At 69.2% G+C, this 14,967-nt stretch carries 18 protein-coding genes; 10 read left to right on the plus strand and 8 right to left on the minus strand.

Annotated elements, in window-relative coordinates:
- Window positions 1–18: 18 nt before the first annotated feature.
- A complete protein-coding gene (map, locus tag H4Q84_RS22100; protein ID WP_248581209.1) occupies window positions 19–867 on the minus strand; it encodes a type I methionyl aminopeptidase in 849 nt (282 codons plus the stop codon).
- 24 nt (window positions 868–891) lie between these two features.
- On the opposite strand from map, the gene H4Q84_RS22105 reads away from it, so the two are divergent.
- A complete protein-coding gene (locus H4Q84_RS22105) occupies window positions 892–1,089 on the plus strand; it encodes a hypothetical protein (protein ID WP_248581210.1) in 198 nt (65 codons plus the stop codon).
- A gap of 3 nt (window positions 1,090–1,092) precedes the next feature.
- Here H4Q84_RS22105 and H4Q84_RS22110 read toward each other — a convergent pair whose 3' ends face one another.
- The gene (locus H4Q84_RS22110; protein ID WP_248581211.1) at window positions 1,093–1,575 is read right to left on the minus strand and encodes a hypothetical protein; all 483 of its coding nucleotides are present in this window, start codon (window positions 1,573–1,575) and stop codon (window positions 1,093–1,095) included.
- Window positions 1,576–1,636: 61 nt separating this feature from the next.
- Here H4Q84_RS22110 and H4Q84_RS22115 point away from each other — a divergent pair, with 61 nt between their 5' ends.
- Complete coding sequence (locus H4Q84_RS22115) at window positions 1,637–1,921, plus strand: hypothetical protein (protein ID WP_248581212.1); 285 nt, start codon at window positions 1,637–1,639, stop codon at window positions 1,919–1,921.
- Between the two features lie 6 nt (window positions 1,922–1,927).
- On the opposite strand, the gene panB is transcribed toward H4Q84_RS22115, so the two are convergent.
- The 6 genes from panB to H4Q84_RS22145 form a co-directional block, all read right to left on the minus strand.
- Window positions 1,928–2,791 (minus strand): 3-methyl-2-oxobutanoate hydroxymethyltransferase, encoded by an 864-nt coding sequence (gene panB, locus H4Q84_RS22120; RefSeq protein ID WP_248581213.1) that lies wholly within the window; start codon window positions 2,789–2,791, stop codon window positions 1,928–1,930.
- 96 nt (window positions 2,792–2,887) lie between these two features.
- Window positions 2,888–3,409 (minus strand): hypothetical protein, encoded by a 522-nt coding sequence (locus H4Q84_RS22125; protein WP_248581214.1) that lies wholly within the window; start codon window positions 3,407–3,409, stop codon window positions 2,888–2,890.
- Between the two features lie 9 nt (window positions 3,410–3,418).
- Entirely contained in the window at window positions 3,419–5,278 is a 1,860-nt protein-coding gene (locus H4Q84_RS22130; protein WP_248581215.1) for an alpha/beta hydrolase, read from the minus strand.
- Entirely contained in the window at window positions 5,275–5,607 is a 333-nt protein-coding gene (locus tag H4Q84_RS22135) for a hypothetical protein (RefSeq protein ID WP_248581216.1), read from the minus strand. Before H4Q84_RS22135 ends, H4Q84_RS22130 begins: the two co-directional genes overlap by 4 nt.
- Window positions 5,604–6,113: a hypothetical protein gene (locus H4Q84_RS22140; protein ID WP_248581217.1), complete on the minus strand. Its 510-nt coding sequence runs from the start codon at window positions 6,111–6,113 to the stop codon at window positions 5,604–5,606. The genes H4Q84_RS22135 and H4Q84_RS22140 overlap by 4 nt, the downstream gene beginning before the upstream one ends.
- Window positions 6,114–6,161: 48 nt before the next feature.
- Window positions 6,162–6,692, minus strand: a complete 531-nt coding sequence (locus tag H4Q84_RS22145) for a hypothetical protein (protein ID WP_248581218.1) — start codon at window positions 6,690–6,692, stop codon at window positions 6,162–6,164.
- A gap of 99 nt (window positions 6,693–6,791) precedes the next feature.
- On the opposite strand from H4Q84_RS22145, the gene H4Q84_RS22150 reads away from it, so the two are divergent.
- The 8 genes from H4Q84_RS22150 (at window position 6,792) to H4Q84_RS22185 (ending at window position 14,953) form a co-directional block, all read left to right on the plus strand.
- The gene (locus tag H4Q84_RS22150) at window positions 6,792–7,280 is read left to right on the plus strand and encodes a SigE family RNA polymerase sigma factor (protein WP_248581219.1); all 489 of its coding nucleotides are present in this window, start codon (window positions 6,792–6,794) and stop codon (window positions 7,278–7,280) included.
- The gene (locus H4Q84_RS22155; protein ID WP_248581220.1) at window positions 7,277–8,482 is read left to right on the plus strand and encodes a hypothetical protein; all 1,206 of its coding nucleotides are present in this window, start codon (window positions 7,277–7,279) and stop codon (window positions 8,480–8,482) included. The genes H4Q84_RS22150 and H4Q84_RS22155 overlap by 4 nt, the downstream gene beginning before the upstream one ends.
- A gap of 21 nt (window positions 8,483–8,503) precedes the next feature.
- Window positions 8,504–10,537 (plus strand): NAD(+) synthase, encoded by a 2,034-nt coding sequence (locus tag H4Q84_RS22160; protein ID WP_248581221.1) that lies wholly within the window; start codon window positions 8,504–8,506, stop codon window positions 10,535–10,537.
- Window positions 10,538–10,945: 408 nt separating this feature from the next.
- Window positions 10,946–11,251, plus strand: a complete 306-nt coding sequence (locus H4Q84_RS22165; RefSeq protein ID WP_248581222.1) for an SAV_915 family protein — start codon at window positions 10,946–10,948, stop codon at window positions 11,249–11,251.
- Window positions 11,248–11,565 carry a hypothetical protein gene (locus tag H4Q84_RS22170; RefSeq protein ID WP_248581223.1) on the plus strand — a complete coding sequence of 106 codons (318 nt, stop codon included), beginning with the start codon at window positions 11,248–11,250 and terminating at the stop codon, window positions 11,563–11,565. Before H4Q84_RS22165 ends, H4Q84_RS22170 begins: the two co-directional genes overlap by 4 nt.
- Window positions 11,566–12,000: 435 nt before the next feature.
- The gene (locus tag H4Q84_RS22175; RefSeq protein ID WP_248581224.1) at window positions 12,001–12,792 is read left to right on the plus strand and encodes a hypothetical protein; all 792 of its coding nucleotides are present in this window, start codon (window positions 12,001–12,003) and stop codon (window positions 12,790–12,792) included.
- The gene (locus tag H4Q84_RS22180; protein WP_248581225.1) at window positions 12,776–13,555 is read left to right on the plus strand and encodes a hypothetical protein; all 780 of its coding nucleotides are present in this window, start codon (window positions 12,776–12,778) and stop codon (window positions 13,553–13,555) included. The genes H4Q84_RS22175 and H4Q84_RS22180 overlap by 17 nt, the downstream gene beginning before the upstream one ends.
- 60 nt (window positions 13,556–13,615) lie before the next feature.
- Window positions 13,616–14,953 carry a glutamine synthetase family protein gene (locus H4Q84_RS22185; RefSeq protein ID WP_248581226.1) on the plus strand — a complete coding sequence of 446 codons (1,338 nt, stop codon included), beginning with the start codon at window positions 13,616–13,618 and terminating at the stop codon, window positions 14,951–14,953.
- Window positions 14,954–14,967 lie beyond the last annotated feature (14 nt).

Raw genomic sequence — 14,967 nt, forward strand, 5'->3', positions numbered from 1 at the left:
ACGGAGATGCCGGCCGGGTCAGGGGTTCGTCAGGACCTCTGCCCCGGTCGGGGTCACCAACAGGGTGTGCTCGAACTGCGCGCTGCGCCGCAGGTCCTTGGTGACGACGGTCCAGTCGTCGTCCCACATGGTCCACTCGTGGGTGCCGAGGTTGAGCATCGGCTCGATGGTGAAGGTCATGCCGACCTCGATCACGTCGTCGTAGTGCTCGGCGTCGTAGTGGGGGATGACCAGCCCCGAGTGGAACGCCGTACCGACGCCGTGACCGGTGAAGTCGCGGACGACGCCGTAGCCGAACCGCCGGGCATACGACTCGATCACCCTGCCGATGACGTTGATGCGGCGGCCGGGCTTGACCGCCTTGATGCCCCGGTCGAGGGCCTCGCGCGTGCGCTCGACGAGCAGCCGGGACTCCTCGTCGACGTCGCCGGCGAGGAACGTCGCGTTGGTGTCGCCGTGGACGCCGTCGAGGAACGCGGTGATGTCGATGTTGACGATGTCGCCGTGCTCGACGACCCGCGAGTCGGGGATGCCGTGGCAGACGACCTCGTTGACGCTGCTGCACAGCGACTTCGGGAACCCGCGGTAGCCCAGGGTCGACGGGTAGGCGTTGTGGTCGCACAGGAACTCGTGACCGATGCGGTCGAGCTCGTCGGTCGTGACGCCGGGGACGATGGCTGCGCCCACGAGCTCGCGTGCCTGCGCGGCCAGCTTGCTCGCGACGCGCATCTTCTCGATGGTCTCGTCGTCCTTGACCTCGCTGCCGGTGAACCGCTCAGGCCCCGGCTTGTCGACGTATTCGGGTCGCGGGATGTGCGCGGGCACCGGACGGCGCGCGGAGATGACGGCAGGGGCTACAGCACTCACGCCAGCGAGTGTAGTTTCACCGACATGAGCGACTCGGACACGGAGTACTGGTTCTGCCTCACCCACCACACGGTCGAGGGCGCCGACGGCTGCAAGAACGCCGACCGCCTCGGTCCCTACGCCAGCGCTGCGGAAGCGTCGCGGGCCCTCGACAAGGTCGAGGAACGCAACGAGGAGTGGGACAACGACCCGAAGTGGAACGACACCCAGCTCGAGGACTGACCGCTACTTCTTGCCCTTCTTCTTGCGCTTCTTGCCGGGCAACAGGTCGGCGCCCTGCTGGGCCTGCCGCATCGCGATCAGGACCGCCTTCTGCACGGTCCTGGAGAGCTCCTTGGTGAAGGCGTTCGAGCTGACCTGAGCGGCCACCCTGGCGGCGACCTCGGTCGCGACCTTCTCGGCAGCAGCCTGCGCCATCTTCACCGTGGCCTCCGCAGTGGCGACCGCCGCCGTGAGCTGGGCAGCGGCCGTGGGGGCGGGCACGGGCTCGGGAGAGCCATTGGGAGCCGTGGGCGGCGGGGCCGCGACCCGGGGGGCCTCGACGACCGGGGAAGCCTTCTTGGCTGCCGACTTCTTGACCGGCGCCCTCTTGGCGGCGGTCTTCTTCGTCGCGGTCTTCTTGGTCGCCGACTTCGTCGCAGGCGCCTTCTTGGCGGCGGCCTTCTTCGCGGAGGTCTTCTTGGCCGGGGTGCTCGGGGTCTCGCTCATGGCGTAACCCTGCCACGGCGGCCCCAGCAGGGACAGACCGTGTCACGGCTAGGTTGACCCCGTGGCCAACGGACGTCAGCAGCACAACCCGCACGCGACACCGGCGTGGCCGTTCATCGGGATGATCGGCATGGCCGCCGCCTTCTTCCTGTACGCCGCGAGCGGGCTCGTGGCGCCGTGGTGGGCCGTGACGCTCCTGATGGTGCTGTGGTGCGTGCTCTTCGTCGTCGCCACGAGGTGGTGGACCCCGCATCCCCAGCGGGTCGTGGCGCTGCCGATCGTCGCGGTGGCCGTGTGGTTCGTAGTACTCAACGCCGGCGCCCGTTGGCTCGGCTGGACTGCCTGAGCAGGCCTAGAAGGAGTGCTCGGGGCCGGGGAACGAGCCGCCGCGTACGTCGTCGGCGTAGGCCCGGGCCGCTTCGAGGAGTACGCCGTGCACGTCGGCGTACTGCTTGACGAAGGTCGCCATCCGGCCGGTGCGCAGACCGAAGGCGTCCTGCCAGACCAGCACCTGGCCGTCGCAGTCGGGCCCGGCGCCGATGCCGATGGTCGAGATGTCCAGCTCCTTGGTGACCCGCGCGGCGACGTCGGCGGGCACCATCTCCATGACGACGGCGAACGCGCCCGCTTCCTGCACGGCATGGGCGTCAGCGAGGATGCGGTCGGCCTGCTCGCCGCGACCCTGCACGCGGTAGCCACCCAGGGTGTGCTCGCTCTGCGGTGTGAAACCGATGTGGGCCATCACGGGGATGCCGCCGCGGGTGCACTTCTCGATCACAGGCGCCATCTCGGCGCCGCCCTCGAGTTTCACGCAGTGCGCGCCGGCTTCCTTCATGAAGCGCACGGCGGTGAGATAGCCCTGCTCGGGCGACGCCTGGTAGGAGCCGAACGGCAGGTCACCGACGACCATGGCACGCTTGACCGAGCGGGCCACCGCACGGGTCAAGGGGAGTAACTCGTCGACCGTGACCGGCAGGGAGGTCTCGTTGCCGAAGACGTTGTTGGAGGCGCTGTCGCCCACGAGGAGCAGCTCGACGCCGGCCTCGTCGAACGTGGCCGCGGTGTACATGTCGTAGGCGGTGAGCATCGTGACCTTCTCGCCGCGCTCCTTCATCTCCCGCAGATGATGGGTGCGCACCCGCTTGACGGGCTTTGCGGGGGAGGCCGACCCGGTGCCGTACGGCGCGGCGATCTCACCTGACTGCTGCTCGCTCATTGCGACTCTCCTGACGTCATCTCGCGGCCTCCTGGCGAGGTCCACGGACCGTGTTCAGGCTAGTCCCGACCGGGGCTCATCGTGCTGTGGCGCCGGTCACTTCAGGTAGGCGAGGTAGTCCTCGGGTTCGGCGTCCTCCGCGAAGTCGTCGCCCGACTTCAGCCGGTCGATCGAGGAGATCCTGACATTGAGACCGCTCACTGTCTCCACGTCCGCCTCGAGGGCGCGCTGCACCAGGACCCCGATGTTGCCCTTCATCGCAGAGATGTCCTGGCTGCCCGCAGGCCGCTCGATCTCCATGCCCTGTTGCGCGAGGACCTCCTCGACGGAGTCGAGCACGTCCTCGGCGGTGCCGGGGGGCTCGATGAACTCACCCCCGGCCTCGTAGGACCACTGCCCGAAGTTGCCCCCGGGCTCGTAGAACTTGGCCTGCATGCCCTTGAGCTCGGCATCGCCCAGAGCAGCTTGCAGCTCGGGGAGCAGGGCGCTGGCGAACTGGTCCATCTCGGCCTTGAACGTCTTGGCATCGTCGGCGGCCGGCTCAGCTGAGTCGGAGTCCCCGGGCGAACAGGAGGACAGCACGAGAATGGCGATCAGCCCGAGAACCATGCGAGTCATGTGGGGAGCCTAGAACAGGCCGGTGACGTCGTCCCACCGATCGCCTGCCCACTCCTTGCCGCCCTCGTAGACCTCGTTGGCTTCGTCGATCGTCGTGCGGACCTCTTCGACGACAACGTCGGCGGCCCGATCGACCTGGTGGACGGCCTCGTCCTTGGCCCAGTCCTTGGCGTAGTCGTTGGCCTCCTGGGTGCGTCCGCCGATGAGGTCCGGCTCGTCGCCCTGGGCGATGGAGGTCAGGTTGTCCAGGGACGTCGGGTTGAGCTGGGGGTCGAAGTACGACGTGTGGTTGTCGACGCCTTGACCGATGTTCTCCACGTGGAAGTCCTTGCCGGGGTCGCTCCCGAAGACCTTGGCCCCGAAGTCTGCCTGCGTCGGGTCCGGGCCCATGCCGAGGTCGCCGTCGCGGCCCAGCCAGCTGACGAAGTCGTTGTCGGCGGCTCCGGCGTAGACCTTGCCCTCGGGCATGTGCAGGTCGCCCACGCCGTTCACGTTGTCACCGCCTGCGCCGGGGCTGCCGATCAGTGTGAGGGAGTCGGCGTCGAGACCGTCACCGGCGGCCGCGTGCGCCGCCGTCGTCGAGCCATAGCTGTGCCCGATGACCGAGAGATGCGACTTGTCGCCCTCGTCGGTCGCCCGCAGGCCGTCGACGAAGTCGGAGAGTGCGTGCCCGCCGGCGATCGCCTTGTCCTCCTGGACCACGCTGCCGATGTCGAGGCCGTCGCCGGGGTAGTCGAGCACGCCCTCGGGGTTCCAGTTGGGGGAGTCGTAGCCCATCCAGGCGATGCTCGCCATCGACTCGCCGTTGCGGATGGCGTTCTGGTACAGCGTGTACGCGTCCTTGCCCTGGGCGGCGATGCTCGACCCGTCGTTCATGATGCCGGGCACGATCACGGCCGTGTTGTCGGCGGTGTCGGGATCGCCGTAGCTCACTGCCGCAGCGCCGTCGCCGTTGAACGCGGTGGGCTGGTAGACGATGAGATTCACGTCGACGTCGTCCTGGCCCAGTGACGCCGGGATGTCGAGAGCGTCGCGAGCAGCCTTGGCGTTCTTGAGCGTCGCCTCCTGCTCGGAGGTCAGGTCTTCATGTTCGTCGCCCAGGCCCTCGAGGAAGTCGAGGTCGCGCTGCAACGACGTGCGGTTGGCTTCGTCGCGGTCGCCGGTCGGGATGCCGTTGACGTTGCCGATGAGGTCGGGGTCGCTGATCTTGAGCGCTTCACGCTCGGCGCCGGAGAGGCCCTTCCACCAGGCCGTGACGGCCGCGGGGTCGGTGCCGACGTTCTTCAGCTGGTTGACCAGCTCGCCGGTGTTGGGCCGACCGGCGCTGGTGGCCGCGGTCTGCCCCTCGGCCTTCGTGTCGACCGACTGCAGGACGTTGATGAAGCGATCCTCGGCCGACGTCACCCGCTCCCAGAAGCTGGTCATCCGGCTGCGCATCGTGGTCGCCCTGTTGCGCAGGGTCTCGGCCTTTGTCTGGAGCGCGGGTACGTCCTCCTCGGTCGCGCTCTCGATCTCGGTGAGCAGGGCGTCGATGGCGTTGTTGAGTTCGATCCGGTCTGACTCCAGGCCTTCACGGTCGGCCGTGAGCTGCACGACCTGGTCGACGTAGACGTCGCACGCGGTGGTCGCCTTCTCCAGAGCGGCTGTGACCGCGTCGGCGTCCTTGCCGAACGAGGTTATCGCGTGGTCGGCGGCTTCGGCGGCGTCGCCGGTCCAGTCGGCCGGCGCGCCGTGGCTGCTGGTCCAGGTGGCCACATCGCTCACTGCCGTCGCCGACCCGCGGAGCGCCGTGGTGACCGTGGATGCGGTCGCCTTGGCCTCGAGCTCCTGGATCTCCGCGATCTTGGCTGGCACGTCGATCTGGGTCATCGCAGGCCCCTCGGCTGCACCGGAGTGGTGTCACGGTCCTCCCACGACAGCAGCCGTTGCATTGCCTCCACCGTGTCCTTGTCGGAGATGCCGAACTCGCTCGCTGTGTCGCTCAGCTCGCTGCTGTTCAGGTTTGCGCGGACGCGCAACGACTCGATTTCGTCTCCCCAGTTGGTGAGGAAGGTCTTCGCGACCCCAGCCACCCTCGACCCCAGCAGAGTCGTGTCGGCGGCGGAGATCGTCTTGCTCGCGCCGTGCAGGTCGTCGCCGCGGTCCTCCCAGTCGGCGGCGGCACTCCTCAGCTTGTGGTTCCACACCTGGAGCGTCATGAGTTCGCCGCCAGCCGGCTCAGCGTGTCAGGAGTGAGGTGGAGGGCGTCGGAGACGGCCTCCACCGACACCGACGTGGCGTTGCCGGTCACCTTGAGGTCGATCGTGCCGACCCGAGCCATGAGGGACGGCTGGTCAGCGGGCGACGGCTGGGGCCTCCATCCCAGGTCGAGAAGGGCGCGCGCGATCTCGTTGACGAGGGGCTCGGTCTCGTTCTCCTTCAGCCCGGACACGGCGCCGTTGGCGACGTAGCGGTGCAGGTGCGGGTTGGCCTGCTGCCACCACAGACCCACCGATGCCGTCGGCGTACGTCCGACGCGGGTCCACAGGGCTGCGAGCACCGCTGTGGTGTGGCGCTGGGTGGCGGTTGCCTGGCCGATCGTGGCGGGTGGCTCGACCGGCGGAGTGGTGTCCACCGGTGGAAGCAGCACGATGTCGACGTCGGGGTGCTTGCGTCGCAACTCCGCGAAGAACGGGTCGTCGCGCGCGGGATCGGGGGCTGCCATGTGGTGACTATCCCGCGCTGAGCAGCGGCTCAAACCCTCGACAGGGAACTAGTCACCGACGGAGGCCAGGTCGGAGAAGTCCTCGCCCTCGTAGTCCTCGATGAACGGCTCGTCGTCGCCGGCGTAGTTGACGCAGCTCGGCCCGCCCCAACGCACGTCGACCACGCGCGCGCCGGTCTGTACGGTCAGCTGCGGAATCTGCACCAGGGTCGTGAGGCCCTCACGATCGCCTGCGACAGAGAGATCGTCGCGGACCGCAGTGGTCCAGCCCAGGTCGCGCAGAGCCTCACCAACGGCGCGGCTCATCTTGCGTCGACCACCCGAAGGCGCCAGCATCTGGCCGCCGACCTGGTAGGTCCAGACTCCGTAGCCGCCGCCGCACTCGTAGAACATGCTGTGCAGGTTGCCGGGCGGTTCCGCCGCCAAGGCAACCGCGAGCGCCGGAACTGCCTGGCGCGTGGCGGCGTCGACGCTCTCCTTGTCCGCCGCTGCCTGGCCGGCCTCCTCATTGGCGCAGGCCGACGTGGCGAGCAGTACGCCGACCAGCAAGGTCAGGCGTCCGGGTCCGAGACGGTTCACCACTGCAGACTACGGATGCCGAGGTCCGGAGCGCCGGACAGGGCCGCCAACCATTTCCGGCCTCCGCAGCGTTGACTGGGTAGAGGTGAGGGGGCGGGCGTGGACGATCGGGAGTTCACCGAGTGGGCGGGTGGGTGCCAGCGCGCGCTGGTGCGTTCGGCGTACCTCCTCACCGGTGACCTGCATCGGGCGGAGGACCTCGTCCAGGAGGCGCTGGTCAAGGTGGCGATGCGCTGGCCTCGGCTGCGCGACGGCAACCCCACGGCGTACGCGCGTCAGATCGTGGTGCGCGACAACATCTCGTGGTGGCGTAAAAGGCGCGACTTGCTCATCGAGACGGTCCGCGACACGCACGTCCGTGCCCACGAACCCGAGGTCGCTCTCGTCGTACGACGCGCGCTCAGCCGCCTCTCGCCGGGGCAGCGTGCCGTCGTGGTGCTGCGCCACTTCGACGACCTGACCGAGCGCGAGACGGCCGACGCGCTCGGCGTCACCATCGGCACCGTCAAGAGCCAGAACGCCGCTGCGCTGGCGCGACTGCGCACCGGAGCCCCCGAGCTCCTCGACCTGATCGGGAGGACGCCATGAACGACTCCGAACTGCACGATGTCCTGCACCGCGCGACCGAGCACGTCGAGTCACCTGACCTCGCGCGCGAGGCGCTGGTTGAGGCGCGGCGTCGTCATTTCCGTCGCCGTGCCGGGCTCGCGTCGGCTGCTGCGGCCGTCGTGGTGGGAGCGGTGGTCGTCGGGTCGCTCGTGTCGGGGGCCGACCATGACGCCACGCCCGCGCCGGCGCCGACCTTGCCGACGAACGTGCCCAGCGAGGTCGAGGCCGTCACCCCGCCGCTCTGGGACCCGTTCACCATCCCTGCCCTTCCGGTGCGTGCTTCGGTCCTCCCCCAGCACCTCACCCCTCCCGATGACCCGCCGAGCGTGCTCGACCAGCCCATGTCAGCAGCGGTCCTCGCCCTGCCCGAGGAGGGCCGGCTGCTGCGGTTGCTCGGCACCGACGGGGAGTGGCGCTCGGTGCCCGGCACCAGCAACGCGATCGCCGACTCGCTGCGCCCCGTGGTCGATCCGGCAATCTCTCACGACGGACGACAGGTCGCGATGTCCGTCGATTCCGGAATTCTGGTCGTCGACGTGACGGCCGGGGAAAGCCGGATCATCCCGTGGCCAGAGGAGATCGCCGGGCCATGGGACTTCCCGCTACCGCTGCTGTGGCAGCCGGCGGGCGACGGCTTCGTGGTGCTCTACGGAACCGATACCTGGCAGATCGGCCTCGACGGTGACGCACACCCCGCGCCGTACGGTGATAGCTATCCCTACCTGGCCATTGAGCCGGGGGGTGCGGTCTACCAGAACGACTACGACTGGCGCAGGCTGCTCACCTGGCAGGGGGACGTGCGAGTGGACGACTCGCCGTTCCCGCAGTGTGAGCGACTGGTCGCGGCCCAGGGCATGGTCGCCTGCACGACCGGGAGCATCGAGCCGTTCCGCAGCGGCCCCGTGGTCGTGGACGCGGCCAGCGGCGAAGTGCTCGGCTACGCGCCGATCAAGGACAAGAGCGCGGTCTACAGCGACAATGGCCACCTCACGGCGATGGGGTTCCTCGATGCCGACACGGTGCTGCTGCTCGTGGCGCCCATGGACTCCCGCACTATGGAGATCGGCGAGGGACAGACGCATCTGGTGGCCTGGCGCTTCCGCACCGGTGAGTTCGAGCGGATCAGCAGTGGCCGTCAGGGCCTGCGCACCATCGAGGTCGCGCCCGCGCTCGTGGAGTAGCGGCAGCCCTAGACTCGTCACGTGGACTTCTACTCCGCCTATGCCCATGGCTTCGCGCGCGTCGCGACGGTGACGGTGCCGGTCGCGATCGCCGACCCGGCCGCCAACGCCGCGACGATCCTCGAGGCGGCGCGGGCGTGCCACGACGACGCGGTGGCGGTGGCGGTGTTCCCGGAGCTGGCGTTGAGCGGCTATGCCATCGACGACCTGCTGCTGCAGGACACCCTGCTCGACGGCGTACACGCGGCGATCGCGACCCTCGTCGAGGCCAGTGCAGACCTGATGACGGTGCTGGTGGTGGGTGCGCCGCTGGTGCACGGCACGCGGGTGCTCAACTGCGCCGTGGTGATCCATCGCGGGCGGGTGCTGGGGGTGTCGCCGAAGTCGTACCTGCCCAACTACCGCGAGTTCTACGAACGTCGGCACTTCGCGCCCGGCGACGACCAACGGGGCGGCATCATCCGCGTCGCGGGCGGAGACGTGCCGTTCGGGCCCGACCTGATCTTCGACGCAGTCGACGTGCGCGGGCTGAGGCTGCACGTCGAGATCTGCGAGGACATGTGGGTGCCGATCCCGCCGAGCGCCGAGGCAGCGCTGGCCGGTGCGACGGTGCTCGCGAACCTGAGTGGCAGCCCGATCACGGTGGCCCGGGCGGAGGACCGCCGGCTGCTCGTGCGGAGTGCGAGCTCGCGCTGCAGCGCGGCGTACCTCTATGCGGCGGCGGGCCAGGGGGAGTCGACGACCGATCTCAGCTGGGACGGCCAGACCATGATCTACGAGTCCGGCGACCTTCTCGCCGAGGGTGAACGGTTCCCCGATCACGCTGTCGTGACCATCGCCGACATCGACCTCGACCGGATCCGGCAGGACCGGCTGCGGCAGGGCACGTTCGACGACAATCGGCGTACCTTCGGCGACGTCCGTGGCTTCAGGACGATCGAGTTCACGCTCGAACCGCCGGCCGGAGACATCGGGCTGCGGCGCAAGGTCGACCGGTTCCCGTTCGTGCCCGACGACCCGCAGCGGCTGGCGCTCGACTGCTACGAGGCCTACAACATCCAGGTCTCCGGGCTCGAGCAGAGGATCGCCGCGATCGGGTCGCCCAGGGCCGTGATCGGTGTCAGTGGCGGGCTCGACTCGACGCACGCGCTGATCGTCGCTGCCAAGGCGATGGACCGGCTGGGCCGCCCGCGCAGCGACATCCTGGCGTTCACGATGCCTGGGTTCGCGACCGGCGACACGACGAAGTCCTACGCAACGAGGCTCTCCAAGAGCCTCGGCGTCACCTTCGAGGAGCTCGACATCACCGCGTCCGCGCGGCAGATGCTCGCCGACATCGGGCACCCGTTCGCCGACGGCGAGGAGGTCTACGACGTGACATTCGAGAACATCCAGGCCGGGCTTCGCTACGACTACCTCTTCCGGCTCGCCAACCAGCGCGGCGGCATCGTGGTCGGCACCGGCGACCTGTCGGAGCTGGCGCTCGGCTGGTGCACGTACGGCGTCGGCGACCAGATGTCGCACTACTCGGTCAACGCCGGGGTGCCGAAGACGCTGGTGCAGCACCTGATCCGCTGGGTCGCCGAGTCGGGCCAGTTCGAGGCCGACACCAACGAGCTGCTCGGCGAGATCCTCACGCAGGAGATCACCCCCGAGCTGATCCCGCACACCGAGGGCGCCAAGCCGCAGGCCACCCAGGACACCGTCGGCCCCTACAACCTCCAGGACTTCACGCTCTTCCACGTCGTACGACGCGGCTACCGGCCAAGCAAGATCGCCTTTCTCGCCATGCACGCGTGGGCGGATGCGGCGCAGGGGGAGTGGCCGCCGGGCTACCCCGAGCAGGACCGGCCGTCGTACGACCTGGCGACGATCAGGCACTGGCTGACCGTGTTCGTGACGCGCTTCTTCGCCAACCAGTTCAAACGCAGCGCGCTGCCCAACGGCCCGAAGGTCAGCGCCGGCGGCACGATGAGCCCGCGTGGCGACTGGCGGATGCCTTCCGACGCATCGGCTGCTGCTTGGCTCGCCGACATCGAGCACATCCCGTCGTGAGCTCGACGACGACCCGGCCGCCACCAGCAGGAGAGGTCCGCACGACAAGGCCGCCACCGGACTCGGTGGCGGTCTTGTGTGCGATCGAGAACCCCAGTCCTGACGAGTCGGCACCACTGATGACGCGGCGTACGACCTCGACGCCGTCGGGGAAGCCCGACCCCTCGTCGTCCACGGTGAGCTCCAGCCCACCGTCGTCACGCGGCGCCATCGTCACCGCGAGGCCGGCCCCGACGACGACGTGGACGCGGTCTTCGCCAACCAGGGTCGCTCGATCGAGATCTACTGCAACCGGGGTGAGCCGACGCTCAGTGACTTCGAACGCAACACCCTTCCCGAGGACGACTGACCGGACTTCAGGACCGGAATGGCGCTTGCCCAGGCGCTGATGAGGGGATGATGTCGCGCGTGACCTTTGAGCAACTGCCACGGGACTACCCGCCCTTCCTCTACATCCCGTGCATGGAACATGTGACCGACGGCGCCCACGCCGAAGCCCAGTACCGCACCACCAAGGACGGACGCACGGCGCTGCTGGTGTACTCGGCGCTCGACCGGCTGCACGCGTGCTGTGGCGATGACCAGCCCTGGTTCGGTCTCCCGGTGAAGGATCTGCAGATGCTCCATGACGGGCGCGCCTTCGACGTCGTCTACACCGATGTATACGTGCCTGAGGAGCGGCGCGAGCCCGGTCAGGTAGGGCTGACCCGATGAACCACGTCGCGGACGGCGGTGGTGGCGGCGGGTCGTCGAGCTATGTCGTGGACCGCGGGGCACTCACGGCGGTCGCCGCGGGTCTCGGCACGGCCGCGTCGGCGCTCGACGACGTCGGGAGTGGCCGGCCCTCGCCGAGCGACACCGGGCTCGCCGAGCCACTTCTCCTGATGATCCTGGCCTCCGCCTCCGAGGCAGCCGGTCGGCTGGCCTTCGAGTCGACCACGCTCGCCGCGGCGGTCGAGGACTGCAACGTGGACGCGGAGACCGTCGACTCCGCGGCCGCAGCCACTTTCCTGGTGGGCAAGAGCTGATGGCGGACCTCGACACCGAGATCAAGGGCGAAGCTGCGAACGTCCGGGCGGTCTCGACCTGGCTGGAGCAGGACCTGCGGACCGGACTGGGTGACCTGGGTGGGAGGTCGTCCGCCAGCGCCGCGACGTTCAGGGGGACTGGCAGGGAGAGGCGGGCTCGGCGTTCGCCGGACGTGCGCAGACCCTCGTGCAGGCGACCGACGACGGCGCCGACGTCACCGGCAAGACGGCCACACTCGTGAGCGACGTCGCCGCCGACCTGAAGACGGCGAAGGACGACATGTCCGACGTTCGTGCCAAGGCTCGTGCGGGCGACCTCTTGGTGGACGGCTTCGTCATCCGCAACCCCGGCGCCGGCCCCCGGCGGCGGGACCGTCGCCTGCAGCGGATGCTTCCCAGGCTGCACGGGACAGCTGGGAGCAGAACGACCAGGCGGTGCAGCAGCACAACGCCAAGGTCGATGTCTGGAACGACTGCGTCGAGCTGGCCAACGCGGCCTGGCAGCGGTGGTTGGACGCCCTCGAGGCCGCCGCGGACGCCTGGAGCAAGCACGACTCGACCTATGTCGGGTTGAGTGGCCAGCTGCTCTCGGCCGGAGCGCAGCTCGAGCTCATCCGCAGGGCCACGCCCGCGCTCACGGGGACCGTGGACCACATGCTGACGCGTGCCCAGGAGCTGCGTGCGCATGCCGATGCCTTCAAGGGACCCGACGGCCGGATCTCCGATCCCTCCCGCTTCTACGACCTGCTCGACGAGGCCGAGCGTCTGGACGACGCACACCCCGGTGCGCGGGGGGCGCTGTCCAACTGGGAGCTGCCCAAGGGTCTGACCCGTGGCCTGTGGGCAGTGGACGTGGCCGCTGCCGGCTACGGCATCTACTCCGACTGGGAGGAGGAGGAGGGTCCCGCGCAGGCCATCACCTCCAACGCCGTCCCTGCGGCGGCCTCGATCGGCTCCGCCATCGTCGCGGGGGCTGCCACCTGCGCGGTGGTCGGCAGCTTCATCCCGATCCCCGGGGTCGGTACCGCGGCCGGTGTGGTCGTCGGGGCCGCAGTCGGCACCGTCGTCGGTGCGTTCACCTCCGGCGCGGTCGACAGCCTCTTCGACTCCGGCGCCGACAGTCTGGGCGACTGGGGCGGGGCGGTGGTCGACGGCGTCGAAGAGGTCGGTGACACCATCGGCAGCGTGGCCGAGGGAGTGGGAGACGTCTTTGACTCAATCTTCTGAGCGACCCACGAGCAACCTCCCCGGCGGCAGGGCGTCGACCTGGACGGTGGCCCTGCTCACCGGTCTCATCGGCCTGTCCGGTCTCGGCGTGGCGGCCGTAGGCCCCGAACAGCGTGTGCTGGGCCTCGTCATCGGCGTCTTCATGCTGTCGGTGACCTGGCTCCTGCTGGTCTCGGCGCGGTCGGCGCGCAGCGCCTGGTCGAGCACGACGCTGGCCGGACGACCGGCCTGGTCCGTGCCCGTCGGCGGGTCGAGGGGGTCGGCGCCCGCTGCTGCAACGGTCTGCACCGTGCTGGGCGCCGGATTCCTGCTCGGTGCCTTCGTGGCCGACTCCACAGGCGTGACCGTTCTGTCCGGGGCGCTCGCGCTGTTCATGCTCGTCCTCGGGGCGGAGATGTGGCGCAGCTTCCTCCTCAAGCCCGAGCTGCGGATCTCGGCCGACCTGGTCCAGCTCCACGGCGCGGGCATCGACTCCGAGCTGGGCTGGGACGATGTCGGTGTGGTGGAGCACGCGCACCTCGGTACCCGGTGGGCGGCACTTGTGCTCACCGCGGCTGTCGACGCGCCGTCGTACCGGCAGCGGGTCAGCCGGTTCCTCCTGCCCACGGACCGGGTGCCGGACCCCCCGGGCGTCCACCTGAGGGTGGGACTCATCCCCGACGAGCCACGGCTGCGCAGGCTCCTTCAGGCCATGCATGCCGGCGGCCGGTCCACGCGGGAGGCCATGATCGGTCGCGGCCTGCCGGACGCCTCCGGCTACTGACCCTCGCCCGATCCGTGGCCGGTGCCGCGGGTGCGGCCACGGCTACGCGATAGTGAGCACATGGGTAAGCAGGAAGACTTCGTCCTTCGCGCTCTCGAGGAGCGCGACGTCCGGTTCGTCCGGTTGTGGTTCACCGACGTGCTCGGGTTCTTGAAGTCGGTGGCGGTCGCGCCGGCCGAGCTGGAGGGCGCGTTCACCGAGGGCATCGGCTTCGACGGCTCGGCCATCGAGGGCTTCGCGCGCGTCTACGAGGCCGACATGCTGGCCAAGCCCGATCCGGCGACGTTCCAGATCCTGCCGTGGCGCGGCGAGGGCCCGTCCACCGCGCGGATGTTCTGCGACATCGTGATGCCCGACGGCAGTCCGTCGTACGCCGATCCGCGGCACGTCCTGAAGCGGACCCTGAGCAAGGCCGCCGACAAGGGGTTCACCTTCTACACGCACCCCGAGATCGAGTTCTACCTCTTCAAGGACACCCCGATGGCCGGCGAGGATCCGGTGCCGGTCGACCGCAGCGGCTACTTCGACCACACCGCGCAGTCCATGGGTGCCGACTTCCGCCGCGAGGCGATCACGATGCTCGAGTCGATGGGCATCTCGGTGGAGTTCAGCCACCACGAGGGCGGGCCGGGGCAGCAGGAGATCGACCTGCGCTACGCCGACGCACTCACCACGGCCGACAACATCATGACGTTCCGGACCGTCATCCGTGAGGTGGCGCTGAGCCAGGACATCTGGGCGAGCTTCATGCCGAAGCCGTTCACCACCCACCCGGGTTCGGGCATGCACACGCACGTCTCGCTCTTCGAGGGCGACCGCAACGCGTTCTTCGAGGCCGGCGCGGAATACCAGCTGTCGGCGACCGGACGCCAGTTCATCGCCGGCATCCTGCGGCACGCGGCCGAGATCACCTGCGTCACCAACCAGTGGGTGAACTCCTACAAGCGGCTGATCGGCGGCGGCGAGGCGCCGTCGTACATCTGCTGGGGGCACAACAACCGCTCGGCGATGATCCGGGTGCCGATGTACAAGCCCAACAAGGGCCAGTCGACCCGCATCGAGCTGCGTACCGTCGACTCCGCAGCCAACCCCTACCTCGCGTTCGCGGTGGTCCTCGCTGCCGGCATGAAGGGCATCGAGGAGGGCTACGAGCTGCCTCGTGAGGCCGAGGACGACGTCTGGTCGCTGACCGAGCGCGAGCGCACGAGCCTGGGCATCGCGCCGTTGCCGAAGAGCCTGTACGACGCGATCGGCGTCGCCGAGAACTCCGAGCTTCTCGCCGAGACCCTCGGTGAGCACGTCTTCGACTTCTTCCTGCGCAACAAGCGCTCGGAGTGGGAGGAGTACCGCGGCCAGGTCTCCGCGTTCGAGCGGGACCGCATGCTGCCGGTCATCTGAGTCGGGTAGGACCG

Source organism: Nocardioides sp. InS609-2 (genome assembly GCF_023208195.1).
GTDB lineage: Bacteria > Actinomycetota > Actinomycetes > Propionibacteriales > Nocardioidaceae > Nocardioides.